Raw genomic sequence first — 24,787 nt, 5'->3', positions numbered from 1 at the left:
CACAGAAGGAGCCACAGCGTGACCGAAGCGCGTCACACCACCAACAACGCGGGCATCCCGGTCGCGAGCGACGACCACTCCCTGACCCTGGGCGCGAACGGCCCGATCCTGCTGCAGGACCACTACCTGATCGAGAAGAACGCCCAGTTCAACCGGGAACGGGTGCCGGAGCGGGTCGTGCACGCCAAGGGCGGCGGCGCGTTCGGCCACTTCGAGACGACCGAGGACGTCAGCCGCTTCACCAAGGCCGCCCTGTTCCAGCCCGGCGTCCGGACCGAGGTGCTGCTGCGCTTCTCGACCGTCGCGGGCGAGCTGGGCTCGCCCGACACGTGGCGCGACCCGCGCGGCTTCGCGCTGAAGTTCTACACCACGCAGGGCAACTACGACCTGGTCGGCAACAACACCCCGGTGTTCTTCCTGCGCGACCCGATCAAGTTCCCGGACTTCATCCGCTCGCAGAAGCGCCGCGCCGACACCGGCCGCCGCGACCACGACATGCAGTGGGACTTCTGGACGCTGCAGCCGCAGACCGCGCACCAGGTCACGTGGCTGATGGGCGACCGGGGCATCCCGCGCACCTGGCGGCACCAGAACGGCTACGGCTCGCACACCTACCTGTGGGAGAACGCGGCCGGCGAGAAGTTCTGGGTCAAGTACCACTTCAAGACCGACCAGGGCGTCGAGAACCTGACCTCGGAGGAGGCCGCCCGGATCGCGGGCGAGGACGCCGACGCGCACCGCGCCGACCTGTGGCACGCCATCGAGCGCGGCGAGTTCCCGTCGTGGACGCTGCACGTGCAGGTCATGCCGTACGCCGAGGCCGCGACGTACCGCTTCAACCCGTTCGACCTGACCAAGGTGTGGCCGCACGCGGACTACCCGCTGGTCAAGGTCGGCCGGCTGGTGCTCGACCGCAACCCGTCGGACTACTTCTCCCAGATCGAGCAGGCGGCGTTCGAGCCGACCAACCTGGTGCCCGGCATCGGCGCGTCCCCGGACCGGATGCTGGTGGGCCGCATGTTCGCCTACCCCGACGCCCACCGGTACCGCATCGGCGCGAACTACAACGAGCTGCCGGTGAACCGGCCGAAGTCGCCGGTGAACTCGTACTCGCGGGACGGCGCGATGCGCTTCGCCAACCCGGCCGACCCGGTGTACGCGCCCAACTCCTACGGCGGCCCGCACGCCTCCGCCGAGGCGGCCGGCGAGGTCACCACGACCTACGGCGTCGAGGACGAGGTCGTGCGCTCGGCGTACAAGCTGCACGCCGAGGACGACGACTGGGGCCAGGCGGGCACCCTGATCCGCGAGGTCATGGACGAGGCCCAGCGGGAGCGCCTGGTGAAGACCGTGGTCGCGCACGCGTCCAACGGCGTGTCCGAGCCGGTGCTGGAGCGGGTGTTCGAGTACTGGCGCAACATCGACAAGGAGACCGGCGACAAGATCGCCGCCGCGTTCGGCAAGTGACCTTGTGACCGTGCACCCCTGACAGTGCACACCCGACGGGGTCGCCCGCACCGGGCGGCCCCGTCCGGTCTTCCGCCGGGCCGCGGCCCGGCGTCACGCCGTGTCGGGGACGTCCTGCCGGGCGTTGGCCAGCGCCAGCCCGGTGCGCAGCGACCCGACCGCCTCGGCCACCGCCTCCCGGAACACGCCGCCCACGCCGAGGATGTTCGCGAACCCGTGGAACAGCCCCTCGTGCCGCCGCAGCACCACCGGCACGCCCTGCCGCGCCAGCTTCTCCGCGAACGCCTCGCCCTCGTCGCGCAGCGGGTCGAACCCGGCCGTCGCCAGGTACGTCGGCGGCAGCCCGCTCAGGTCCTCCGCCAGCAGCACCGACAGCCTCGGGTCGGTGTGCGTGTCCCGGGACGGCGCGTAGTGGTCCAGGAACCAGTCCATCTTCTCGTCGGTGAGGAAGAACCCGCGGCCGAACAGCTCCCGCGACCGCCGCCGCACCGACGCGTCCACCGCCGGGTAGAACAGCAGCAGGAACACCGGCTTGACGTCCCCCGCGTGCAGCGCGGTCACGGCCGCCAGGTTCCCGCCCGCGCTGTCGCCGCCGAGCGCGATCCGCCGCGGGTCGACCCGCAGCTCCTCGGCGTGCGCCACGGCGTACTCGAACGCGGTCCGCGCGTCGTCCGCCGCGGCCGGGAACGGGTGCTCGGGGGCGAGCCGGTAGTCGGCCGACAGCACCCGCACCCCGCCCTCCACGGCGAGGAACCGGCACAGGTTGTCGTGGCTGTCCAGGTCGCCGCTGACCCACCCGCCGCCGTGGTAGAAGACCAGCAGCGGCGACCCGGCGGCCAGCCCGGTCGGCTCGTAGAACCGCGCGCCGACGCCGTCCAGCGACAGCGACCGCACCGCCACGCCGCCGATGACGGGCCCGCAGACCAGGGCGTTCGTCCGGTTGAGCGCGACGCGGTTGGCGGCGGGCGTGGTCGTCCGCCAGTCCTCGCCGCTGAGCCGCTGCAACCTCAGCAGGAGCTGCGCCTCGGGGTGCAGCCGCTGGCCGTCCACCGTGACGGGCGGGCCGGCGACGAGCCGGCGCAGCGGCGCGGGCAGGCCGAACACGAAGCGGAGTGCACCGGCCAGGACACCGGGAGGGATCGACTCGGCGAGCTTCGACATGAGACCTACGTTACTCGCGGGTAGGGGCTTCGGGCGAGCGCTGGACCTCCAGTTAGGTGCAGGTGGCAGGATCGGGCACCATGACGGTCACCGTGGTGGGCATCGGCGGGTCCCTGCGCCCCAACTCGCAGTCCGAGCGCGCGATGCGGATCGCCCTGGAGGGCGCCGTGGACGCGGGCGCGAAGGTGGTCGAGGTCTCCGGCCCCGAGCTGGTGCTGCCGTTCTACGACCCGTCCGTGCCGGACCGCACCGACGCCGCCCGGCGGCTGGTCGAGGCGCTGCGCCTGGCCGACGGGGTGGTGCTCGTCTCGCCCGGCTACCACGGCACGGTGTCCGGCCTGGTCAAGAACGCCCTGGACTACGTCGAGGACCTGCGCGGCGACGAACGCCCCTACCTCGACGGCCGCGCGGTCGGCTGCGTGGCCACGGCGCAGGGCTGGCAGGCGTCGGTGACCACGCTCACCGCGTTGCGCTCGATCGTGCACGCGCTGCGCGGCTGGCCCACGCCGCTGGGGGCGGCGGTCAACTCCGGCGAGGTCGAGTTCGAGGTGGACGGCGGCTGCTCGGTGCCGTCCGTGGCCGACCAGTTGCGCACGATCGGGCGACAGGTGGCGGAGTTCGCCGTGTCGAGGGCGGGTTGAGCGGGTAGCCACGGGAGGGCGTGAGCTGCCACACGACCGGGTGTGGTTCGGCTTCGGCCGGGTGTTGGGCAGGGCGAGGGGCCCGACCACCAGCTCGAAGGAGAGCGTCACATGCAGGTTCTCTACACCGCGGAAGCCATCGCAGTCGGAGAAGGCCGCAACGGCGAGGTCCGCACGTCCGACGGCGTGATCGACGAGCAGCTCTCCATGCCCAAGGAGCTGGGCGGCCCGGGCGGCGACAAGACCAACCCCGAGCAGCTGTTCGCGGCCGGCTACGCGGCGTGCTTCCACAGCGCGCTCAAGGCCGCCGCCCGGCAGGCCAAGGTCAAGCTCGGCGAGACGACCGTGACCGCGAAGGTGGACCTCGGCCGCAACGGCGACGGCGGCTTCCAGCTCGCCGTCGAGCTGGTCGCGCACCTGCCCGGCCTGGAGCGGGCCGAGGCGGAGCGGCTCACCGCGGCGGCGGACCTGCTGTGCCCGTACTCCAACGCAACGCGAGGCAACATCGAGGTGGCTCTCACGACCACCGTGTGAGGAGGCGTCAGACCCATGAGCACTCAGAAGTCCCCGATCACCAGCCCGCTGACCGAGTCGGACAAGGCGTCGGTCGGGGCGGTGCTCCAGGCCACCCTGGTGGACTTGATCGACCTGTCCCTGGTGGCCAAGCAGGCGCACTGGAACGTGGTCGGCAAGAACTTCCGCAGCGTCCACCTCCAGCTCGACGAGCTGGTCTCGACCGCCCGCACCTACACCGACGAGGTCGCCGAACGCGCCGCCGCGCTGGGCATCTCGCCGGACGGCAAGGCGAAGACGGTGGCCGAGGGCTCCGGCGTGCCGGAGTTCCCCGGCGGCTGGCTCAAGGAGGACGAGGTCGTCACGGCGGTCGTCACCGCGCTGGGCGAGCTGATCCAGCGGCTGCGCAAGCGCGTGGACGAGACCGACAAGTCCGACCTCGTCACCCAGGACCTGCTGATCGAGATCACGAAGAACCTCGAGCAGGCCCACTGGATGTGGCAGGCGCAGCAGGCCTGACCGCGCCCCGCGGGGCCACCGGCGCGCCCGGTGGCCCCGGTCGGCGGTGCTAGGGCAGCACGCGCCGCACGAACCCGACCTCGGCGGCCGTCTGCCGGATCGTCTCGGCCACGACCAGCGACCCGTGCCCGGCGTCGTACCGGTACACCTCGTAGGCCGCGCCGCGCGCCGCCAGCCGGTCGAGGTAGTTGGCGATCTGCCGGATCGGGCAGCGCGGGTCGTTCTCGCCCGCCAGCACCAGCACCGGCGCGCGCACCGCGTCCACGTACGTCAACGGCGAGCACTCGCGGTACCGGTCCGGCACTTCCTCCGGCGACCCGCCGAACAACGCCCGGTCGAACGCCCGCAGCGGCTCCATCTCGTCCTCGTAGGCGGCCAGGTAGTCGGCCACCGGCACGCCCGCCACCCCGGCCGCCCACCGCTCCGGCTGCGTGCCGAGCGCCAGCAGCGACAGGTACCCGCCCCACGACGCGCCGTTGACCACGCACCGCGCCGGGTCGGCGAACCCGGAGCCGACGGCCCAGTCGTGCACCGCGGCCACGTCCTCCAGCTCGGTCAGCCCCGGCCGGCCCTCGATCGCGTCCCGCCACGTCGAGCCGTACCCGGTGGAACCCCGGTAGTTCACGTGCACCACGGCGAACCCGGCGTCCAGCCACACCGCCCGGTAGGCGGAGAACCGGTCCTCGTCCGCCGAGTGCGGCCCGCCGTGCAGGTGGAACACCGTCGGCAGGGGACCGTCGGGCGCGCCGGCCGGCCGCGCGACCAGGGCGTGCACCTCGCCCACGAACACGTCGGTCAGGTCCACCGACGGCGGGGCCTTGTGGCCGGGCGGCTCCAGCAGGACGCGCTCGTCGCCGTCCGCGTCCAGCACCCGCACCACGCCCGGCCGCGCGGCCGAGGACCACGAGTACTCCACCGCGCCGTCCGGGCGCACGTTCGCGCTGCCCACCGTGCCGTGCGGGGTGTCCAGGGCGTGCAGGACCCCGGTCTCCAGGTCGTACCGGTGCAGCGTGTTGCGCGCCCGGAACGTGTGCACGACCAGCAGCGACCGCGCGTCCGGGTACCAGTCGGCGCTGATCTCGCCGGGCAGGTCGATCACGATCTCGGTCTCGGTGTCCGCCGCGACGTCCCAGATCAGCAGCTCCTCCCGGCCGCGCCGCTCGTGCCCGACCAGCAGCCGGTTGTCGCCGCGCACCGGGCTGAACGCGATCGCGTCCAGGCCCTTGCCCGGCCCGTCCCACTTCTCCGCGACCTTCTCGCCCGACGGCGTGACCACGCGCAGCGCGGAGTGCCGGTTGTCGCCGTGCTCCGAGTGCGACAGCACCACCAGCGTCTCGTCCTTGGACAGCGCCGACACGCCGCCGTCGTTCTCGTGCGCGTAGATCACCTCGGCCGGCCCGCCGTCCCGCGACACGTACACGGTCGTGCCGTCGTCGGTGGACGTGCCGACCGCGACGACGCGGTGCCCGATCTCCAGGCCCGCCGGGTAGCCGGGCGGCACGCCCTCCACGGCGGGCTTCGGCCCGCCGCCCGGCCGGAACGGCTCGCCCACCCACGTGCCGAACTCGTCGCCGTCGGTGTCGTCGAACCACCAGATCGTCTCGCCGTCCGGGCTGAGCGCGCCGTGCGACGTGCCGTTCGGGCGGTCGGTGACCCTGCGGTGGGTGTCGGTGGCCCGGTCCCAGGCGTAGATCTCCCACACGCCGCTCGAGTTCGACAGGTACAGGCTGCGGTCGGGGGCGTCGTCGGCCCAGCCGGGCAGGCTCACGCGCGGCGCCGTGAAGCGGGCACGCCAGCGGGCTTCGGCCTCGGCGTCGGCGAACAGCGGCTCGGGCACTTCGGCGGTCGGGTGCGTCGTCACACCCCGATCCTGCCGGCTTCCCCGCGGTGACCAGGCGGTAGTCCGGCGCCCGGCTCAGCGGCCCAGCTCCTCGTCCAGGATCCGGTCCAGGTCGGCCGACGCGCGGCGCAGGGCGCGGTGGACCAGCGCGACGAGCGCCACCGCCCCGGCGACGGCGACGCCCGCGGTGGTGCTGGTGGCGAACGCGACGATCCCGGCGAGGCCGAGGGCGACCTGGGTCCAGGCGACGACGGGGACCCAGCCCTGGGCGGTGGTGGTGGTCATGGGCGCATCTCCCTGCTGGGCGGTGACGGGCGTCGACTCGTCGTCGGACGAAGACCGCAGTTTGTTACGCACCGTGACGTCAATCGGCAACTTCCACCCGATCGGGTTAACGGAACGTGACGAAAGCTCGCCGGAAGGCCGAAGGTGCCAATTAGGAAACAGCGAGGAGTAGTTCGTAACGCCCGCGTTGGTCCGAACGAATCACGGGATACAGCGTTGGTGCGGCAGGGGAGGTCTGACCGATGATCGAGAACACGGTTCGGCAGGGCGGTCGCGTCGGGTGCGTCGACGCCCTGGGTCGTCGGCGGACGCTGGAGGTGTCGCTCACCGAGGAGGGCAACGTCTGCATCCACACCCCGCCCGGCGAGTCCGCGAAGCTCGACTGGAACGAGGTCGGCGAACTCCTCCGGCGCCTCGCGGAGCTGCGACCGCACGTGAAGTGACGCCCGGCCGGCCGGGCCGGGAGGGACAGCGGACCCTCCCGGCCCCCCGCGCGTGCCGGAAAACCGGTGGCCGGCCCCGCCGCCCGGCCGCTGCACTGGGCGGATGACCGACCACACGGAACTCAACCGCCGCCACTGGGAGGACAGCGCCGCCGCGGCGCACGGCCCCCTGGCCCGCGCCCACTGGGCCCGCGCCGAACCCCGCTGGGGCCTGTGGGCCACCCCCGAGTCCGAGGTCCGCGCCCTGCCGGACGTGACCGGCCTGGACGTGATCGAACTCGGCTGCGGCACCGCCTACGTCTCGGCGTGGCTCGCCCGCCTCGGCGCCCGCCCCGTCGGCATCGACATCTCGACCCGCCAACTCGACACCGCCCGCGCCATGCAGGCCGAGTTCGGCCTGGAGTTCCCCCTGATCGAGGGCGACGCCCAACGCGTCCCGCGCGACGACGCCACCTTCGACCTGGCGATCAGCGAGTACGGCGCGTCCCTGTGGTGCGACCCGTACCGCTGGATCCTCGAAGCCGCCCGCCTGCTGCGCCCCGGCGGCCACCTGGTCTTCCTGAGCCGCTCACCGCTGTTCGCCCTGTGCGCCCGCCCCGGCGGCACGGCGTCCACCACCCTGCGCCGCCCGCAGTTCGGCCTGCGCCGCGTCGACCACGGCACGTCCACCGAGTTCACCCTCCCGCACGGCGAGATGCTGCGGCTGCTGCGCGCCGGCGGGTTCACCGTCGAAGACCTGATCGAACTCCAGGCGCCCACCCCCGCCGAGCGCGAGTACGACGAGGTGTCGTCCGAGTGGGCGAGGCAGTGGCCGAGCGAGGAGATCTGGAAGGCCCGCCGGACGTCGTGACGCGGTCGATCAGGCCGTGCCGTGCCCCTCCCGGTGCGCGAGCACGTCGGCCATGTGCGCCTGCGCCCACTCCCGGAGACCGCGCGTCACGTGGTGCAGCGACAGGCCCAGGTCGGTCAGCTCGTAGGAGACGGTGACGGGCACGGTCGGCGTCACGGTGCGGGTCAGCAGGCCGTCGTGCTCCAACGACCGCAGCGTCTGGGTCAGCATCTTCTGGCTGACCCCGGCCAGCAGGCGGGAGAGCTCCGAGTAGCGCAGGGCCCTCGGCACGCCCGCCGGCCGTCCACCCGACCCGCCGCCGTGGTCGCCGCCCAGCGCGCACAGGACCAGGACGACCCACTTGTCCGAGATCCGGTCGAGCAACCGCCGGCTCGGGCAGGCCGCCAGGAACGCGTTGTACTCCACCTTCGCCCGAGCCCTCCGCTCGGCCGCCTTCGTGGTCGCCACGGCCCACGCCTCTCCCCGACAGGTGTGTTACGCACTTTCAGGTGCCTACTTCCCAACGGGAAGCTGCTCTCCAATGCTGACGGACGGGGGCGGCACGCGCCACCCCCGCGACGCACGACGAAAGGCAGCAGGATGAGCACCCCGACCCCGTCCCTCCCCGGCGGCGACTGGACCCTGGGCGACCTGACCGTCACCCGGTTCGGCTACGGCGCGATGCGCCTGGCCGGTCCCGGCGTCATGGGCCCGCCCGCCGACCGCGACGGCGCGATCGCCGTGCTGCGGGAAGCGGTCGACCTCGGCATCACCCACATCGACACCAGCGACGCCTACGGACCGCGGGTCACCAACGAACTGATCCGCGAGGCGCTGCACCCCTACCCCGAGTCGCTGCGCATCGCCACCAAGGTGGGCGCCACCCGCGACGACCGGGGCGGCTGGCCCGTCGCCCGACGCCCCGAAGACCTGCGCCGCCAGGTCCACGACAACCTCAGGTCCCTCGGCCTCGACGTGCTGGACGTGGTCAACCTCCGGCTCGGCGACGCCGAAGGCCCCCGCCCCGGCCCGCTCGCCGAGGCGTTCGGAACGCTCGCCGAACTCCGCCAAGAGGGCCTGATCCGCCACCTCGGCGTCAGCAACGCCACCGGGGAGCAGGTCGCCGAGGCCCGGGCCATCGCCCCGATCGCGTGCGTGCAGAACCTGTACAACCTCGCCCACCGCCACGACGACGACCTGATCGACCGACTCGCCGCCGACGGCATCGCCTACGTCCCGTTCTTCCCCCTGGGCGGCTTCACACCCCTCCAGTCCGAGACCCTGTCGACGGTCGCCGCCCGCCTGCACGCGACACCGGCGTCCGTCGCACTGGCGTGGCTGCTCCACCGATCGCCGAACATCCTGCTCATCCCCGGCACGTCCTCGACCGCGCACCTGCACGAGAACCTCTCCGGCGCGGGACTCACCCTGACCCCCGAGGACCTGGCCGACCTGGACACCATCGGCCGCTGACCGGGCGGAAAGACGAATCAGGCCCACCGAGAATTCTCGGTGGGCCGACCTGCGTCGGGGTGACAGGATTTGAACCTGCGACCTCTTCGTCCCGAACCGTATGGCCCCGCCCTGATCGCTGGGTACACACGACGACGTCCTGAGTGCGCTCAGTACGACATGGTGAACGAGCGACGATCAAGACCGGCAGGATGCCGACCCGCACCTGACTACGCCGACCGGGTGAGTGGGGTCGGGATTAATCTCGACACCACTCACCCGGTCGGCGTGACCCGGTTCAGCAGGGTAGATCACTGCCCTGCCCGGTGAGGTTGTCGTCGTAGACCCAACCGCGAATTCCGACCGTCGTGGCCTCCACGAAGGTCCATCCGAGACCGTATTCGTTGTAGACGTAGCACCAATAGTCCAGTCGTGCCCCGGGATAGGCGACTCCGAGGGGGTCACATTCTGCGTACGGCCCTCTCCGGATCGTTCCGACCTTCCCCGACCGCACCGACCCCACGGTGGAATCCCTATTGCGTGGCGATGTGGGAGCGCTCAGGCACGCCGACGTACCGACGTGACCACCGAATGCCGCTGATGCGTCGCGTGCCGGTGCCGCGCTCGCAGGCGACACCACTGCCACGGACGATGCGACGGCGGCGGCAGTCAGTCCCAGCTTCAGGAAGAACGTTCTCAACAGGATGCCCCCTGTCCAGTAGCGATGACGACTTCATCGTGTCCTACTGTTCTGGGGTGGATCTCGGATGAATCTGGGATCCGCCTGACCACCTCCGGCACCGGACGTAAGTTGCAGTGCACGTCAGAAACCGCAGCATGGTGCTATTCGCTGGTCCAGGCCTGGACGTGTTGAACTCCTAGGCGAGGATGCGATTGCTGCTTTCGCCCTGCCGTCGTTGCGTGGGTTAGGCACTTGCTGCGCTGGTGACGAGCTCGGAGCAGCGCCTTAGAGGTCCTAACAGAATGATCTTGGCTATGCTGTGATCTTGTCGGGTGGGGTGTTGTCCGGTGGGAGGTTGGTGTGGCCCGGCGTCGGCCGTGGGAGGTCGAGGACGAGCTGTGGGAGTTGATCGAGCCGTTGTTGCCGAAGGTCGAGCGGCGGTTCCGGTACCCCGGTCGTAAGCGGTTGGACGATCGCAAGGCGTTGTGCGGCATCCTGTTCGTGCTCTACACGGGCATCCAGTGGGAGTTCCTGCCCCAGGAGCTGGGCTACGGCTCGGGCATGACGTGCTGGCGGCGGCTGCGCGACTGGAACGACGCCGGTGTGTGGCCGCGGCTGCACGAGTTGCTGTTGGCGAGGTTGCAGTCCGCCGGGGCGTTGGACTGGTCGCGGGCGGCGGTGGACTCCTCGTCCGTGCGGGCGGTGAAGGGCGGCCCAAAACCGGGCCGAGCCCGGTCGACCGCGTCCGGACGGGCTCCAAGCACCACCTGATCACCGACGGCGGCGGCGTGCCCCTGGCCGTGACGTTGACCGGCGCGAACCGCAACGACATCACCCAGCTGATGCCGTTGCTCGCCGCCGTCCCGCCCGTGCGTGGACGGGTCGGACGGCCACGTCGTAGACCCGACCGGCTGTTCGCCGACCGGGCCTACGACCACGACAAGTACCGCCGACAACTCCGTACCCTGGGCATCCGGCCGCTCATCGCCCGCCGCGGCGTCGACCACGGCTCCGGCCTGGGCGTGCACCGCTGGGTGGTCGAGCGGGCGCTGGCGCTGCTGCACTGGTTCCGCCGACTGCGCGTCCGCTGGGAGGTCCGCGACGACATCCACGAAGCGTTCCTCAGCCTGGCATGCTCGATCATCTGCTGGCGACGACTCCAACGCCACCACTCATTGCGTTAGGAGTTCTTAGCGAGGCCATGGGCGCGGTGGCGAAAGCCGTCGTCGATCACGACGCGGTTGGACTTGGGCGACGCTTGGGTGGCGCGAAACGCCCTGACGCGGTGCGGGAAGCCGCTCGCGGTGACGGCTTCCTCGTCCGGCAAGGCCTCGGTGCGGGCCAGACGATGGCGGCCTTCGACGAACGGCGAGGCGCTACGGTGGACGGCGGATGGGTGTCTCTGTTCAGCCGACGAGTTCGCCGTACTTCATCTTGCCGCCGGAAGACTGGTCCGTCGGTCAGGCCCCGCCCCACCGCCCGAACCTCATGACCACGTCCCGGTGGAAGGGGGCGGAGCGTGAACCACGATCCTCCCCCGGTCTTCCCTCGAGAGGTCCCTCAACACGAGTCAAGCCCTGTCCGCATCGACTGCGAACAGGGCTTGAGCTGCACTTACCGGCGTCGGGGTGACAGGATTTGAACCTGCGACCTCTTCGTCCCGAACGAAGCGCGCTACCAAACTGCGCCACACCCCGGTCCTGCTCTCGAACGAGGAGAACTCTACCTGACGTTCCCACCCACTCCGAACCGGGTATCCCTTTCCGCTCCGGACTGGTCCTGACCTGCGTCGACAGGACGCGGCACCAGGGTGAGCAGGCTCGCCTCCGGCGGGCAGGCGAAGCGCACCGGCGCGTACGGCGACGTGCCCAGGCCCGCCGACACGTTCAGCCACATGTGCGCGCCCCACCGGGACACGCCGCGCGCCCGCGAGCGGTCCAGTTCGCAGTTCGTCACGATCGCGCCGTAGCCCGGGATCCGCAGCTGGCCGCCGTGCGTGTGCCCCGCCAGCACGAGGTCGTAGCCCTCGGCGGCGAACGGGTCCAGCACGCGCGGCTCGGGGGAGTGGGTCACGCCCAGCCGCAGCGGCACCTCCGGCAGCGGGCCGCTGATCTCCTCGAACCGGTCCCGCTTGAGGTGCGGGTCGTCCAGGCCCGCGGCGAACACCTCCAGGCCGTTCACCTGGAACCGGCGGCGCGCGTGGGTCAGGTCCAGCCAGCCGTGCTCGATCATCGCCGCGCGCAGGTCCCGCCACGGCAGCGGGATGCCGTGGATGCGCCGCGTCTTCGCCGACGGCAGCAGGTAGCGGGCCGGGTTCTTCGGGCGCGGCGCGTAGTAGTCGTTGCTGCCGAACACGAACACGCCGGGCCGGTTCAGCAACGGGCCGAGGGCGCGCACGACCGCGGGCACCGCGTGCTTGTGCGCCAGGTTGTCCCCGGTGTTCACCACCAGGTCCGGCTCCAGCTCGTCCAGCGCGGCGACCCACCGCTGCTTCGACTTCTGCCCCGGCAGCATGTGCAGGTCCGAGAGGTGCAGGACGCGCAGCGACGGGGAGCCCGGCGCGAGCACCGGCACCGTCGCCTCGCGCAACGTCCACAACCTGCGTTCGATGCCCGCCGCGTACGCGAGCGTGGCGGTGCCCAGGGCGGTCGTGGCGAGCAGCGTTCGGCCGAGCGTGTTCACACGTCGAGGGTAGGGGGTTGACCGATTCGGGGTGAGCCGGGCCGCCCGGTACCGTTTTCGCCCATGGCGGAGTTGAAGGCGCGGTTGCAGGCGGACCTGACGGCGGCGATCAAGAACCGGGAGACCGTCCGGGCGGGCGCGCTGCGGATGGCGTTGGCCGCCCTGACCACGGAAGAGGTCTCCGGCGCGAGCGCCCGCGAGCTGAGCGACGACGAGGTGCTCAAGGTCATCACCCGCGAGGTGAAGAAGCGCAAGGAGGCCGCCGAGGCGTTCGCCGGCGCCGGGCGCGCCGAGAAGGCCGAGCTGGAGCAGGCCGAGTCGAAGGTGCTGGAGTCCTACCTGCCGGCGCAACTCGACGACGACGCCCTGGGGGCACTGGTCGACGCCGCCGTCGCGCAGGTCGCGGAACAGCTCGGCGAGAAGCCCGGCCCGCGGCAGATGGGCCAGGTCATGAAGGTCGTGAACGCCCAGGTGGCGGGCCGCGCCGAAGGCGGCCGCGTCGCCGCTGCGGTCAAGGCGAAACTGGTCTAGGGTCCGCCCCGGACGACGTCCCGCCCTTCGGGTCGACGGCGACCAAGCCATACACGATCGGGTGATCATCTCCCGAAAATGTACGGAAACGCCGTTACCGCACCTCGGTTGAAAACCAGCGGAGCGCCGAAACCACCCCCGACCACCCACCACCCGACCACGACCCCGACCCGACTCCCTCCGCGACACGCCCCCCTCCCGACCCGACCCGGCACACGACCGCGAGACCGGAAGCAGGACACGCGAGCGGGCAGCGAGTGGCCGATGCGAGCGGCAGCAAGACGCGTGGCCACGCGTGAACGAACGACAGGACGCGCGGCCCACGCGACGCACCGGCGCGCGTGCCGGGCTCGGCGGTGCGTGGCCCGGCTCGGCGGTGCGGTGAAGCTGCCGGGCCCGGCCCGGAAGCTGATGTCGCGCGTGGGACCGGCGTTGCGGCGGGCTCGGCCGGGCGTTGGCTCGGCCAAGCCACGCAGGTGGGGCGGGGGATCAGCCGGGCGGTGGGCTCGGCGGCGCGCCCGTGGCCGCCCTCGCGGGCGGCCGGCCCGAGGGGGTCAGCGGCGCGGTGGGTCGGTGGGGATGGTGATCTCCGGCGGGTCGAACGGGCGGCCGGGGTTGCCCGGTTCGCCCGGCGGCACCGGACGCCCCGGGGTGGCGGTGTCGGTGGTCGGCGGCGGGTCGCTCGGCTGCGGCGGGGGGACGTAGCCCGTCGAGACCAGCAGGGTGATCACGGTGCCCTTGAGCGCGCTGCCGCGCGGCGTCTGGCTGACCACCTGGCCCTTCGGCCGGTCCGAGTTGCGGTTCTGCGCGGACACCTTGTAGCCCGCCTGCTCCAGAACCCGGGTGGCGTCGTTGACGTTGCGGCCGACCACGTCGGGCACGCGGATCTCCGCGCCGCCCTTGAGGTAGCGCTCCTCGACCGGCGGCAGGCCGCGCACCGGCAGTCCTTCGTGGACCTTCGTCATCGTGTCGAACCACGTGCGCGCGGGCACGGTGCCGCCGTAGATGTCGCCCCGGCCGCACAGGCGCGGCGGGCCGGCGTTGACGCAGATGCCGCGCGGTTCGACGCCGTCGTTGAACGTCTGCACCGCGCCGGCGAAGTCGGGCGTCGCGCCGATGAACGCGGCCGACTTGTAGTCCTCCGTGGTCCCGGTCTTGCCGAGCATCGGCCTGGTCCACTTGAACTGCCGCGCCGCCGCGGCCGCCGTGCCCTGGCCCTGGTCGTCCTTGGCCAGCCCGGTGGCCAGGCCGTTCGCCAGCGGCTCGGCCACGACCTGCTCGCACGGCGCCTCGTTGACCGGCACGGGTTTGCCGCTGCGGTCCAGGATCTGGCCGATCGGGGACGGCGGGCACCACACGCCGCCGCTGATGATCGTCGCCGCCACGTTCGCCAGTTCCAGCGTGCTCACCGGCGCGGGGCTCAGCGTGAACGAGGCGTTGCCGCCGTTGGACTTGTAGAACTCGGTCTGCGAGATCCGCAGCTCCTTGTTCTTCGCCTTCGGGTCCGGCCGCACGCCCGCGATGTTCGTCGCCATGGTCTCGCGCATCCCCAGCCGCGACGCCATGTCCACGACCGGGTCCATGCCGAGCTGTTCCTCCAGGATCACGAATCCCGTGTTGGGCGAGGTCTGCAACGCGGTCTGCAACGACATCTGCGCCGGGTAGTTCGACGACGCGTTGCCCAGGCAGTACCACCGCGTGTTCGGCTCACCGGTCGGCGGGCACTTGTCCCCGCCGCCCTTGAACACCCGCGACACGTGCGAATTGGGCGTGGCGATCGTGTTCTCGATCCCCATCCCCTTCTCCAACGCCGCCGCCGCGGTGAACACCTTGTAGACCGAACCCGCGCCGAACTTGTTCTCCACCCCGGACGGCAGGTCGAACTGCGTTTGGAACTGGTCGGCCTTCAACCCGTAGTCCCGGTTCGCGACCAGCGCCACGACCTCGTGCCGTTCCTTGCCCGGCCGCACGATCGCCATGGTGTTCGCGATCCCGTCGGTCGACTTCGCGACCTGCCCCTCGGCCGCGCGCTTGGCGTGCTCGGTGACAGCGCGGTCCAAAGTGGTCCGGATCGTGTAGCCGCCGGTCTTCAGCTGCTCCAGGCTGAACCCGTTGCGCTGCAAATAGTTCAGCACGTACGAGCAGAAGAACCCGTGCTCCGGCCCGGCCCCGACGCACCCGCTGGGCGGCGTGCGCACCGGCGTCGCCAAGCCGAGCGGTTCGGCTTTGGCGGCCTCCGCGGCGTCACGCGACAGCTTGTCGTTCTCGACCATCTTGTCGATCACCTGGTTGCGCCGCTCCAGCGCTTTCTCCGGGAACACCTCCGGGTTCAGCGCGGACGGGCTGTTGACCATGCCCGCGAGCATCGCCGACTGCGCCACGGTCAGCTTGTCCGCCGTGGTGTTGAAGTACGCCTGGGACGCGGCCGCGATGCCGTAGATCGTCGAACCGAACGGCACCACGTTCAGGTAGCGGGCGAGGATTTCCTCCTTGCCGAGTTTCCGCTCCAGTTGCAGCGAGATCCGCCATTCGCGGGCTTTGCGCGCGACCGTCTGCTCCTGCGCCTTCTGCTGCTCCACCAGGTTGTTGCGCGCCACGACGTGCACGAGGTAGTTCTTCACGTATTGCTGCGTGAGCGTGGACGCGCCCTGGGTGACCGAGCCGCTGAACTGGTTGGTCAACCCGGCCCGGATCGTGCCCCGCCAGTCCACGCCCTGGTGCTCGTAGAACCGGCGGTCCTCGATCGAGACCAGCGCCGCCTTCATCGTGGGCGAGATCTTCTCGGGCGGGACGAGCACCCGGTACTGGTCGTACAGGTAGGCGATGGGCGCGCCGTCCTTGTCCGTGATCGTGGAGATCAGCGGCGGGTCGGTGGTCACGAGGTCGGCCGAGATGCTGTCGACCGTGTCGCTGGCCTCGTTCGACACCACGCCGAGCGAGCCCACGACCGGGAACAGCATGCCCGCCAGCAGCACCCCGGCCAGCACGCACAGGCCGAGCAGTTTCAGCACGCCGTTCCGGGCTCGCATGCAGGTCAGCGTACGCGGCACCAGAAGAGCTGATCGAGATCGCGCACAGTTGATTACTCAGGATGAGTACTCGTACTCAAGACAGGTAACAGGTGGGCAACCCAGGGTTGGAGGTGGAACCGGAAGGCTCTACAGTCCGTCACTGTCCAAGACAGCAGCCCACGGCACGCCCACTCGTTGGTGAGCCTACGGCATCCGCGGCAGGGGTGTGGCGGATTTAGGAAGTCTGGACACTGTGTGAACTGAGGTGGGGGAGATATGCAGCAGGGGGATTGGCGGATCAAGGCCGCGTGCCGTGATGAGGAGCCGGACCAGCTCTTCGTCCGGGGCGCGGAGCAGCGCAAGGCCAAGGTGGTGTGCCTGGGGTGCCCGGTGCGCACCGAGTGCCTTGCCGAGGCCCTGGACAACCGGATCGAGTTCGGTGTGTGGGGCGGCATGACGGAGCGCGAACGGCGGGCGCTGCTGCGGCGCCGCCCGGACGTCGCCTCCTGGCACGAACTGCTCGACACCGCACGTCAGGAGCACCACGAGGAGTCCAAGGTCGGGTAGCGGCCCCTTCCCTACTCGCCCGCCAGACGCCGGCCGATCTCGTGCAGGCCCTCCAGGTCGTGCACGTCGGTGGGCAGGGCGGGTACTCCGACCAGCGGAACACCGGGGTGCGCACGGGTGAACCGCGCGAGCAGTCGCTTCTCCCGATCGGCGACGGCCACGCGATCCGCGTGCACCCGCAACACCGCGGCGGCCAGCGGCGCGTCCCCAGTGCGCTCGAGCCGGTCCGCCGCCGCCAACGCGCCGGGTGCGGGCAAGGGGGCCAGCACCGGGTGCGTCCGGTTCGCCACCAGACCGGTCAACGGCATCCGCTCCGCGCTCAACCGCTCCACGAAGTAGCTGGCCTCGCGCAACGCGTCCGGTTCGGCCGCCGCGACCACCAGAAAACCGGTTCCGGGTGATCGCAGCAGCTCGTAGGTGGCCTGGGCGCGTTGCCGGAAGCCGCCGAACATGCTGTCGAACGCCTGCACGAAGGTCGACGCGTCGTGCAGGAGTTGGCCGCCGACGATCGTGGACACGGCCTTGGTGAACAGGCCGAAGCCCGCGCCCACGATCTTGCGGATGCCGCGCCCGCCCGCCCGGGCGGGCGCCGACAGCATCCGGATCAGCTTGCCGTCCAGCACCGTCGACAACCGCTGCGGCGCGTCCAGGAAGTCCAGCGCCGACCGGCTCGGCGGCGTGTCCACGACGATCAGGTCCCACTCGTCGCGTTCCACCAACTGGCCCAGCTTCTCCATCGCCATGTACTCCTGCGTGCCGGAGAACGACGTGGAGATCGTCTGGTAGAAGGGGTTCGCGAGGATCTGCTCGGCCCGTTCCCGACCGGCGTGCTGCCACACCATGTCGTCGAACGTGCGGCGCATGTCCAGCATCATCGCGTGCAGCTCGCCCTTGTCCAGGCCCTCCGCGTGCACGCGCCGCGGGTGGTTGTCCAGCTCGCCGAGGCCCAGCGACTGCGCGAGCCGCCGCGCCGGGTCGATGGTCAGCACGACGGCCCGCCGGCCGCGCCCGGCGGCCCGCACGGCCAGCGCCGCCGCCGTGGTCGTCTTGCCGACGCCGCCCGACCCGCAGCACACCAGCACCCGCGTCCCCGGGTCGTCCAGCAGCGCGTCCACGTCCAGCCGGTTCACCGCACACCCCGCCCGACCAGCACCTCGGCCAGCTCGTAGAGCCCGGCCGGGTCCACCCCGTCGGTCAGCTCCGGCAGCTCCAGCGTCGGCAGGTCCGCCTCGGCGAGCTTGTCCTTCGCGCGTTCCTCCATCCGGATGCGCACCGCGTGCTCCACGGCCTGCTCGACCAGCCCGTCGAGCAGGTCCTCGTCCACGTCCAGGCCGGCGGCCTCCAGCCCGGCGCGGACCCGGCCGGCGTCGATCCGGCCCTCCGCCGCCGCCGGGACCGACCGCGCGGGCAGCCGCGGCGGGCTGACCCGGTTCACGAACACCGCGCCCGGCCGCAGGTCGGCGGCGTCCAGCTCGGCCACCGCGTCCAACGTCTCGCGCACCGGCATCTCCTCCAGCAGCGCCACCAGGTGCACCACCGTGTCGCCGGAGTGCAGCAGGTTCACCACGCCCTCGCTCTGGCCCCTGATCGGCCCCACCTTGGCGAGGTCCGCCATGGCCCGGGTGACGTCCAGGAACCGGACCACCCGCCCGGTCGGCGGCGCGTCGAGCACCACGGCGTCGTACTCGTGCCGGCCCGTCCTGCCCGCCCGGCGCACGCACTCCTTGACCTTGCCGGTGAGCAGCACGTCCCGCAGGCCCGGCGCGAGGGTCGTGGCGAACTCGATCGCGCCCATCTTCTTCAACGTCCGGCCGGCGAACCCGAGGTTGTAGAACATGTCCAGGTACTCCAGCAGCGCCGCCTCGGGGTCCACCGCCAGCGCGCGCACCTCCCCGCCGCCGGGCGCGGACGCGATCCGCTCCTCCGAGTACGGCAGCGGCGGGCGGTCGAACAGCTGCGCGATGCCCTGCCGGTTCTCGACCTCCACCAGCAGCACGCGCCGACCGCCGGTGGCCAGCGCCAGCGCGAGCGCCGCGGCGACCGTGGTCTTGCCGGTCCCGCCCTTGCCCGTCACCACGTGCAGCCGCGCCCGGGTGAGTACGTCGGTCCAGCCGTTCACCAGATCAGCCTATGCGCGCCGCCCTGAGAACCGCTGGCCACGCCGCCCGTCACGCCCCCCGCGCCCACGGTCAGTCCATCATCGTGACGAACACCACCGCGATGGCGGTCGCCCCGACCACGCCCCACGCCACGACCGACGGCAGCACGTACGCGATGAGCACCGCGACGACCGCCACGATCACCGCCCCGACCAGCAGGGCGCGCCGCACGTCGTCCTTCCGCGCGCCCTTGCGGTCGCGCGCCTGCGCCATCCCGACGAGGATCATCACCAGCCCGCCCAGCAGGAACGCGCCGGTGGCGACGATCCGCCACGTTTCCACGTGATCAACGCTAGCGCCGGGTGATCGCGCAGTCACGTCACGCTTTGACCCGTGACCCCGACCGGCCCGCCGGCCCGCCGCGACACGATCGGGGGTACTCGCCGGGGTCGCCGCGACCGACCTCCCGCTAGGCTGCGCCCCATGCAGAAGTGGGAGTACGCGACCGTCCCGCTCTTGATCCACGCCACCAAGGCGATCCTGGACCAGTGGGGCGCGGACGGCTGGGAGCTGGTCACCGTCCTGCCGAACCCGAGCGGTGAGCAGCACGTCGCCTACCTGAAGCGGCCCAAGGCATGAGCTGGACGGCGCGCCTGGCCGAACTGGGCGTCGAGCTGCCCGAGGTCGCGGCGCCCGTCGCGGCGTACGTGCCCGCGGTCCGCACCGGCAACCTGGTCTTCACGTCCGGCCAGCTGCCGTTCGTCCGCGGCGCGCTCGCGGCCACCGGCAAGGTCGGCGGCGACGTCAGCCCCGAGGAGGCCAAGGGGCACGCCCGCACGTGCGCGCTCAACGCCCTGGCCGCCGTGGACGCGCTCGTCGGCCTCGACTCGGTCGTGCGCGTCGTCAAGGTCGTCGGGTTCGTCGCCTCCGCCGACGGCTTCACCGGCCACCCCGCCGTGGTCAACGGCGCGTCCGAGCTGCTCGGCGAGGTGTTCGGCGAAGCCGGCCGGCACGCGCGGGCCGCGGTGGGCGTCGCCGAGCTGCCGCTGGGCGCGCCGGTCGAGGTGGAGCTGATCGTCGAGATCGGGGAGTGAGATGTCCGACACGTGCCACGAGCTGCTGCTGAGGCTCGCCGGGCGGCTCCCGGACGACCTCCTGTGGCGGTTCCGCGACTGGGCGGGCACGGACGCCGTCGCGGTGCTCGCCCGCGCCCTCCCGCGCACGCTGCTGCACGACCGGATCGGGCTGACCGACCACGAACAGCGACTGCTCGCGGACGCCCTCGTGCCGCACGGGGCCGACCGGGCGACCATCAGTTCTGTCAAAGGGCTGGACGAACTCCCCGAATCCGGCTACACCTTCTCCCCGGAATCACCCGATCGGGTGTCGATGGGTGATTCCGCGACCGTGGTGCTCGGAGCGACCCTGCGGGGCCGCCCCGGGGTCGGCGAAGTCCGGTCCTCGTGGCGGCTGGGCGGGGGCGAACCCAGGAGGCTCATCCTGGTCACCGCCACGACCGGCGCCGCCCGGTTGACCGGTGAACTCCAGCGCGTGCTGCGGGCGCTCGGCGAGCACGACCCCTGCGTGGAGGTCCTGCCCGCCGGACTGGACCTGCCGCCCTACCACAGGGCGGCGTTGGCGGCCTCGGAGCTGGTGTGCGCCGGCGCCGACGCCGACGGGCACCTGGTGCCCGTGTAGAGCTCGCCGCTCCCGCGCGGGCCGGAAGGAGAACAGGCGTGACGAACGACGGTGTGGGACTCCCCGTCCGTTTACACGACCTCCTGTTGGCGCTGGCCGGACGCGTCGACGACGACGCGCTGACCCAGGCTCGGGAGTTGCTCGCGGTGGCCGAGCTGGACAGAGCCGTGGAACTGGTCGTCGGCTGCCTGCTCGCCGGCCGCATCCCGGTGTCCTCCGACGAGCGCCACGAGATCGGCTGGCTGCTCGGCGAGGTCCGCTCCGACCGCACCCTCGCCGACCGCCTCTTCGCGGTCGAGCGGGTGCCGTCCGCGCGGCACCGGTTCAGCGTCGACAACGACCCGGCCGACGGCCTCGGCGAAGTGCTCGGCAAGACCCTGTCGGTGCTGCCCGACGTGCGCGGCGTGCGCGCCACCTGGCGGTCCAGCCCGGCGGGCGCCACCCCCGGGCCCCTGCCGCAGCGCGTCGTCCTGGTGGACATCGGCCCGGCCGGCTTCGCGCCCGCCACCGCCTACCGGGTCGACACCGTGCTGCGCAAAGCCGGCATCCGGGCGTCGGTCGAGGTGCTGACCGTCGGCACCCAGCTCGGCGAGTACCACGCGGCCGCCGTGACCACGGCGCGCGAGGTGTTCTTCACCGCCGGCACCACCGACCGCCCGCAGATACCGGACCCGGCCACGTGGTTCGACGGTGAGTCGCGGGGCCAGGCACCGGTGGTCGAGCCGGAACCGGTGCCTGTCGAACCCCAGAACGGCTCCAAGTCACGTCGGTCCCGCGTCGAGTCCTACGAAGGCGCCCAGCCGTTCCCGCCGAAGCCGGTCAAGCGGCTCCCCGTGCTCGAACCGGTGGCGGACGTCGTCGAGGACGAGCCGCGACCGGCCGACGAGGCGCGCGTGGCGGACGACGTGCACGTGACCGACGACGTGCGGGCGGAGGCGCCCGCCGAGGACACGCGCGCCGACGACGCCCACCAGGAGCCGGTCGCCGAGCCCCCGGCGGCCGACCGGCCGCCGGCCCCGGTGTTCGCGTTCCCGGACGACCACCCGCTGTCGCGGGCCGAGGTCACCACCGAACTCGGCCCCGACGACCTCGCCGCGCTCCAGGCCGCGCTGGCCGACGGGCAGCCGCCCGCGGCCGTCCACCTCCCGCCCACCGTGGACGCGAAGCTCAGCGACCGCGAACGGGCACTGCTGCAACAGCTGCACGAAGAACTGGCGCAGCGCGAGCAGCAGTCCTGGCCCGGCGGCCCGGAATACGTCAACGGGATGCCCAAGCCGAGCAACGGCAAGTACCCCGGCTGAACCGGCAGGCCCGGCCCCTCACGAGGGGCCGGGCCACACCGCGCGACCTAAGCCTCCGCCTTCCGCCGCGCCAGGTCGATGACCCGCTGCAGGTGCAGACCACGCCGCACGTCCAGCGGGTGCTCCGGCGTGCCGCTGTCCACCATGGCCACGAAGTCGTCCAACAGGTTCGTGAAGCACTGCCGCGCCGTCGTGCCCCGATCGGCCAACACCCGGTGACCGTGCTCCCCGTACACCACCACCTCGGCGATGCCCGGGTTCAACGGCAACGACATGGTCATCGTCGCCACGCTCGTCGCACCCCCCTCGTGCCGGAACACGACCTGCCACACACCGTGCTCCGACCGGTTCGCGGCGATCACGTCGGTGATCGTGCCCAGCGTCGCGTCCAGCAGGTCGAACGCGTGCGGACCCACGTCGTCCAACGGACCCCGCTCGTGCCGCCACGGCGACCGCGAGTACGGACCACCCAGCAACGCGCCGTTCAACCACCGCGCGCTCCCGCCCACCCAGCCGCCCGCCTCCCGCAACTGCGCCAACTGCTCCTGCGTCTCCGGGGCGAACCTCTTGGTCAGCACCACCAGCGAAGCGACCCCGCCGTCCGCCACCGCACGGGCCAGCCGCTCGGCGTCCGCCAGGCTCCCCGCGATCGGCTTCTCCAGGATCACGTGCTTGCCCGACCGGGCCGCCTCGACCGCGATCCCCGCCTGCACCTCGGGCGGCACGGCGAACGCGACCGCGTCCACCTGCGCCAACAACTCCTCCGGCGTCCGGGCGACGGCCGCGCCGTGAGCCGCGGCCACCTCCGCCGCGGCGTCCTCCCGACGGGCCCACACCGCCGCCAGACGCGTGCCCGGGTGGTCGGCGATACCCGGCGCGTGCACCGAGGTCGCCCACGGGCCGGCACCGACGAGTCCTACGCGCAGCTGTTCGTCCACCCGGCCCATCCTGCCTTTCATCGGCCGCCTACGTAAGTCGAGCGCGGCACGAAGATCCGGCCGCCGTGGTCGAACCGCAGCTCCACGCCGTCCGGACCCCGCACCACCTCCGGCGTGTCGTCCCACCCGTCCGGGATCGGCACGACGTGCCCGTGATCCGGCGACGCGCCCAGCCACACCTCGTGGTCCGTGCCACCGACCAGGCGCGACCGCTCCTTCACGTAGACGTTCGGCGAACCCTCGTCCGTGCTCGTCACGGTGCTGCCGGGGAGGAAGAGGAGGACGGCGGCCGTCGCCGTCAGGCCCGTGCCCACGATCGCGCCCACGACGAACAGCGCGACGTTGACCAGGCAGCCCTTGCGCGTGGTGTCCACAGACGGATGATCCTCGTACGCTCGGGTCGTGCGCGAACTCCCCCACGACCTGGTGCTGCCGGCCGACATGGCGCCCGAGGACTTCACCGGACCGCCGGTCCGACCCCGTGACGCGGCCACCGTCGTCCTGGTCCGCGACGGCGCTGCCGGGATCGAGGCGTTCCTGCTGCGCCGGGTCGCCGGCATGGCCTTCGCGGGCGGGATGACCGTGTTCCCCGGCGGCGGCGTCGACCCGCGTGACGCGGACACGTCCGTCGCGTGGAGCGGGCCGCCGCCCTCCTGGTGGGCCACCCGGTTCGGGTGCTCCGTCGAACTGGCCACGGCGTTGGTGTGCGCGGCGGTGCGGGAGACGTTCGAGGAGTCCGGCGTGCTGCTGGCCGGGCCGTCCCCGACGTCCGTCGTGGCCGACACGGCGGCGTTCGCCTCGGCGCGCGCGGCGCTGGTGGCGCGGGAGCTGTCGCTGGCCCAGTTCCTGGCCGCCGAAGGGCTCGTGCTGCGGGCCGACCTGCTGCGCCCGTGGGCGAACTGGCTGACGCCCGAGGAGGAGCCCCGGCGGTACGACACGTACTTCTTCGTGGCCGTGCTGCCGTCCGGGCAGGTCGCCGACGGGGTGACCACGGAAGCCTCGGACGCGGCCTGGCAACGGCCGGGCGATGCGCTGCGCGACTGGAAGGACGGGCGGCGGTCGCTGATGCCGCCCACCTGGGTGACGTTGGCGGAGATGGACGAACTCGGGTCGGTGTCGGCGGTGCTGGCGGCGACCCGGGACGTGTCGAAGGTGATCCCCAAGTTGGTGCGGGAGGGTGACGTGGTGCGGGTGGTCCTGCCGTGAGCGCGGTGGCCTACGGGGTGTTGCGGCCGGTGACGCCCACGGCGTCGGTGCTGCTGGCCGAGAACCCCGGCTTGATGACGTTGGAGGGGACGAACACCTGGGTGCTGCGCGCGCCCGGGTCCGCCTCCTGCGTGGTGGTCGATCCGGGGCCGGCTGACCCGGCGCACCTCGGGCGGATCGCGGAGCAGGCCCCGGTGGAGGTCGTGCTCCTCACCCACGGTCACGCCGACCATTCGGAAGGGGCACGTTCGTTCGGGCGACAGGTGGACGCGCCGGTGCGCTCGGTGGACCCGGCGTTCCGGCTCGGCGGGCAGGGGCTGGCGGAAGGCGACGTGATCGAGGCGGCCGGCCTGTCGATCCGGGTGCTGCCGACGCCGGGGCACACGGCCGACTCGGTGTGCTTCCAGTTGGACGACGCGGTGCTGACCGGGGACACGGTGCTGGGTCGGGGGACGACCGTGGTGGCACATCCGGACGGGCGACTCGGTGACTACCTGCAATCGTTGCGGCTGCTGACCACGCTGCCGGCGGGCACGATCGGGCTACCCGGCCACGGTCCGGAGCTACCGGACGTCGTGGCGGCTGCCGGCGGGTACCTGGTGCACCGGGAGCAGCGGTTGGCGCAGGTCAGGACGGCGGTGGCGGACCTGGGCGGCGACCCGACCGCGCGTCAGGTGGTCGAACTGGTGTACGCCGACGTGGACCGTGCGCTGTGGCCGGCTGCGGAGTGGTCCGTGCGGGCGCAGCTGGAGTACCTGCGCGAAACCCCAACCGGGTGACACCCACACCCCCTGCCGTGTGACACCCAACGGCGGGCCGCCCACCGCTCACCGTCCCCCACCCTGTCACGCCCCGCCCAGGACCCCGCCCACCACCCGCCCGTCACCCACCGCCTGCCCGTCGCCCACCGCCGCCCCTCGCC

At 72.1% G+C, this 24,787-nt stretch carries 27 protein-coding genes and 1 tRNA gene; 16 read left to right on the top strand and 12 right to left on the bottom strand.

All coding sequences use genetic code 11. The annotated features are described in order from the left end of the window. Positions 1-18 precede the first annotated feature (18 nt). Positions 19-1,467 carry a catalase gene (locus tag ACWEFJ_RS12450; RefSeq protein WP_449713807.1) on the top strand — a complete coding sequence of 483 codons (1,449 nt, stop codon included), beginning with the start codon at positions 19-21 and terminating at the stop codon, positions 1,465-1,467. A gap of 93 nt (positions 1,468-1,560) precedes the next feature. Here the strand turns inward: ACWEFJ_RS12450 and ACWEFJ_RS12445 are convergent, their stop codons facing one another. After that, on the bottom strand, positions 1,561-2,628 hold the full coding sequence (locus ACWEFJ_RS12445; protein WP_449713806.1) for an alpha/beta hydrolase: 1,068 nt from the start codon (positions 2,626-2,628) through the stop codon (positions 1,561-1,563). An 80-nt stretch (positions 2,629-2,708) separates the two neighbouring features. On the opposite strand from ACWEFJ_RS12445, the gene ACWEFJ_RS12440 reads away from it, so the two are divergent. The 3 genes from ACWEFJ_RS12440 (at position 2,709) to ACWEFJ_RS12430 (ending at position 4,301) form a co-directional block, all read left to right on the top strand. Continuing rightward, the gene (locus tag ACWEFJ_RS12440; protein ID WP_378082912.1) at positions 2,709-3,269 is read left to right on the top strand and encodes an NADPH-dependent FMN reductase; all 561 of its coding nucleotides are present in this window, start codon (positions 2,709-2,711) and stop codon (positions 3,267-3,269) included. 111 nt (positions 3,270-3,380) lie between these two features. Continuing rightward, positions 3,381-3,803 (top strand): organic hydroperoxide resistance protein, encoded by a 423-nt coding sequence (locus ACWEFJ_RS12435; protein ID WP_449713805.1) that lies wholly within the window; start codon positions 3,381-3,383, stop codon positions 3,801-3,803. 15 nt (positions 3,804-3,818) lie between these two features. Then, positions 3,819-4,301 (top strand): Dps family protein, encoded by a 483-nt coding sequence (locus ACWEFJ_RS12430; RefSeq protein ID WP_378082907.1) that lies wholly within the window; start codon positions 3,819-3,821, stop codon positions 4,299-4,301. A 49-nt stretch (positions 4,302-4,350) separates the two neighbouring features. Here ACWEFJ_RS12430 and ACWEFJ_RS12425 read toward each other — a convergent pair whose 3' ends face one another. Beyond that, positions 4,351-6,162, bottom strand: coding sequence for a prolyl oligopeptidase family serine peptidase (locus ACWEFJ_RS12425; protein ID WP_449713804.1), 1,812 nt, complete (start codon positions 6,160-6,162; stop codon positions 4,351-4,353). Positions 6,163-6,216: 54 nt separating this feature from the next. Then, positions 6,217-6,426 (bottom strand): hypothetical protein, encoded by a 210-nt coding sequence (locus ACWEFJ_RS12420; protein ID WP_449713803.1) that lies wholly within the window; start codon positions 6,424-6,426, stop codon positions 6,217-6,219. A gap of 242 nt (positions 6,427-6,668) precedes the next feature. Here ACWEFJ_RS12420 and ACWEFJ_RS12415 point away from each other — a divergent pair, with 242 nt between their 5' ends. After that, complete coding sequence (locus ACWEFJ_RS12415; RefSeq protein ID WP_073897285.1) at positions 6,669-6,869, top strand: hypothetical protein; 201 nt, start codon at positions 6,669-6,671, stop codon at positions 6,867-6,869. 103 nt (positions 6,870-6,972) lie between these two features. Next, positions 6,973-7,719: a class I SAM-dependent methyltransferase gene (locus tag ACWEFJ_RS12410; protein ID WP_449713802.1), complete on the top strand. Its 747-nt coding sequence runs from the start codon at positions 6,973-6,975 to the stop codon at positions 7,717-7,719. 9 nt (positions 7,720-7,728) lie between these two features. Here ACWEFJ_RS12410 and ACWEFJ_RS12405 read toward each other — a convergent pair whose 3' ends face one another. After that, positions 7,729-8,166, bottom strand: a complete 438-nt coding sequence (locus tag ACWEFJ_RS12405; protein ID WP_378082901.1) for a winged helix-turn-helix transcriptional regulator — start codon at positions 8,164-8,166, stop codon at positions 7,729-7,731. A gap of 132 nt (positions 8,167-8,298) precedes the next feature. Here ACWEFJ_RS12405 and ACWEFJ_RS12400 point away from each other — a divergent pair, with 132 nt between their 5' ends. Both ACWEFJ_RS12400 and ACWEFJ_RS12395 read left to right on the top strand, forming a co-directional pair. Then, on the top strand, positions 8,299-9,171 hold the full coding sequence (locus ACWEFJ_RS12400) for an aldo/keto reductase family oxidoreductase (RefSeq protein WP_449713801.1): 873 nt from the start codon (positions 8,299-8,301) through the stop codon (positions 9,169-9,171). A gap of 1,021 nt (positions 9,172-10,192) precedes the next feature. Further along, a protein-coding gene (locus ACWEFJ_RS12395) for an IS5 family transposase (RefSeq protein ID WP_449713800.1) occupies positions 10,193-11,016 on the top strand; the annotation gives its coding sequence in 2 pieces (ribosomal slippage) (positions 10,193-10,547 and positions 10,547-11,016; 825 coding nt in all). A gap of 439 nt (positions 11,017-11,455) precedes the next feature. Here the strand turns inward: ACWEFJ_RS12395 and ACWEFJ_RS12390 are convergent. Continuing rightward, positions 11,456-11,529: transfer RNA gene (locus ACWEFJ_RS12390), tRNA-Pro, on the bottom strand. 25 nt (positions 11,530-11,554) lie between these two features. After that, entirely contained in the window at positions 11,555-12,514 is a 960-nt protein-coding gene (locus ACWEFJ_RS12385; RefSeq protein WP_449713799.1) for a metallophosphoesterase, read from the bottom strand. 63 nt (positions 12,515-12,577) lie between these two features. Here ACWEFJ_RS12385 and ACWEFJ_RS12380 point away from each other — a divergent pair, with 63 nt between their 5' ends. Next, a complete protein-coding gene (locus ACWEFJ_RS12380) occupies positions 12,578-13,045 on the top strand; it encodes a GatB/YqeY domain-containing protein (RefSeq protein WP_378082858.1) in 468 nt (155 codons plus the stop codon). A 554-nt stretch (positions 13,046-13,599) separates the two neighbouring features. On the opposite strand, the gene ACWEFJ_RS12375 is transcribed toward ACWEFJ_RS12380, so the two are convergent. Beyond that, the gene (locus ACWEFJ_RS12375; RefSeq protein ID WP_378082855.1) at positions 13,600-16,074 is read right to left on the bottom strand and encodes a penicillin-binding protein; all 2,475 of its coding nucleotides are present in this window, start codon (positions 16,072-16,074) and stop codon (positions 13,600-13,602) included. Positions 16,075-16,332: 258 nt separating this feature from the next. On the opposite strand from ACWEFJ_RS12375, the gene ACWEFJ_RS12370 reads away from it, so the two are divergent. Next, positions 16,333-16,623, top strand: coding sequence for a WhiB family transcriptional regulator (locus tag ACWEFJ_RS12370; protein ID WP_378082854.1), 291 nt, complete (start codon positions 16,333-16,335; stop codon positions 16,621-16,623). Between the two features lie 11 nt (positions 16,624-16,634). Here the strand turns inward: ACWEFJ_RS12370 and ACWEFJ_RS12365 are convergent, their stop codons facing one another. The 3 genes from ACWEFJ_RS12365 to ACWEFJ_RS12355 form a co-directional block, all read right to left on the bottom strand. Beyond that, positions 16,635-17,753 (bottom strand): ArsA family ATPase, encoded by a 1,119-nt coding sequence (locus ACWEFJ_RS12365; RefSeq protein ID WP_378082852.1) that lies wholly within the window; start codon positions 17,751-17,753, stop codon positions 16,635-16,637. Further along, complete coding sequence (locus tag ACWEFJ_RS12360; protein ID WP_378082851.1) at positions 17,750-18,742, bottom strand: ArsA-related P-loop ATPase; 993 nt, start codon at positions 18,740-18,742, stop codon at positions 17,750-17,752. The genes ACWEFJ_RS12365 and ACWEFJ_RS12360 overlap by 4 nt, the downstream gene beginning before the upstream one ends. A 70-nt stretch (positions 18,743-18,812) precedes the next feature. Continuing rightward, positions 18,813-19,064 (bottom strand): hypothetical protein, encoded by a 252-nt coding sequence (locus tag ACWEFJ_RS12355; RefSeq protein WP_449713798.1) that lies wholly within the window; start codon positions 19,062-19,064, stop codon positions 18,813-18,815. 141 nt (positions 19,065-19,205) lie between these two features. Here ACWEFJ_RS12355 and ACWEFJ_RS12350 point away from each other — a divergent pair, with 141 nt between their 5' ends. The 4 genes from ACWEFJ_RS12350 (at position 19,206) to ACWEFJ_RS12335 (ending at position 21,721) form a co-directional block, all read left to right on the top strand. After that, on the top strand, positions 19,206-19,361 hold the full coding sequence (locus ACWEFJ_RS12350) for a DUF4177 domain-containing protein (RefSeq protein ID WP_141979599.1): 156 nt from the start codon (positions 19,206-19,208) through the stop codon (positions 19,359-19,361). Further along, positions 19,358-19,816, top strand: a complete 459-nt coding sequence (locus ACWEFJ_RS12345; RefSeq protein ID WP_449713797.1) for a RidA family protein — start codon at positions 19,358-19,360, stop codon at positions 19,814-19,816. The genes ACWEFJ_RS12350 and ACWEFJ_RS12345 overlap by 4 nt, the downstream gene beginning before the upstream one ends. A gap of 1 nt (position 19,817) precedes the next feature. Continuing rightward, positions 19,818-20,420 carry a hypothetical protein gene (locus ACWEFJ_RS12340; protein ID WP_378082843.1) on the top strand — a complete coding sequence of 201 codons (603 nt, stop codon included), beginning with the start codon at positions 19,818-19,820 and terminating at the stop codon, positions 20,418-20,420. Between the two features lie 86 nt (positions 20,421-20,506). Next, complete coding sequence (locus tag ACWEFJ_RS12335) at positions 20,507-21,721, top strand: hypothetical protein (protein WP_449713796.1); 1,215 nt, start codon at positions 20,507-20,509, stop codon at positions 21,719-21,721. A 47-nt stretch (positions 21,722-21,768) separates the two neighbouring features. Here ACWEFJ_RS12335 and ACWEFJ_RS12330 read toward each other — a convergent pair whose 3' ends face one another. Together ACWEFJ_RS12330 and ACWEFJ_RS12325 are read right to left on the bottom strand one after the other, a co-directional pair. Then, on the bottom strand, positions 21,769-22,668 hold the full coding sequence (locus ACWEFJ_RS12330) for a Gfo/Idh/MocA family protein (protein WP_449713838.1): 900 nt from the start codon (positions 22,666-22,668) through the stop codon (positions 21,769-21,771). A gap of 8 nt (positions 22,669-22,676) precedes the next feature. Beyond that, positions 22,677-23,033 (bottom strand): hypothetical protein, encoded by a 357-nt coding sequence (locus ACWEFJ_RS12325; RefSeq protein WP_378082841.1) that lies wholly within the window; start codon positions 23,031-23,033, stop codon positions 22,677-22,679. A gap of 67 nt (positions 23,034-23,100) precedes the next feature. Between ACWEFJ_RS12325 and ACWEFJ_RS12320 the strand changes: the two genes are divergently transcribed. Together ACWEFJ_RS12320 and ACWEFJ_RS12315 are read left to right on the top strand one after the other, a co-directional pair. Then, positions 23,101-23,865, top strand: a complete 765-nt coding sequence (locus ACWEFJ_RS12320) for an NUDIX hydrolase (RefSeq protein WP_449713837.1) — start codon at positions 23,101-23,103, stop codon at positions 23,863-23,865. Further along, positions 23,862-24,644: an MBL fold metallo-hydrolase gene (locus ACWEFJ_RS12315; RefSeq protein WP_449713795.1), complete on the top strand. Its 783-nt coding sequence runs from the start codon at positions 23,862-23,864 to the stop codon at positions 24,642-24,644. The genes ACWEFJ_RS12320 and ACWEFJ_RS12315 overlap by 4 nt, the downstream gene beginning before the upstream one ends. Positions 24,645-24,787 lie beyond the last annotated feature (143 nt).

The organism is Actinosynnema sp. NPDC004786 (assembly GCF_053601135.1).
Note: the sequence above shows the minus strand (reverse complement) of the source record. Positions and strands in the feature narration are given on the sequence as shown.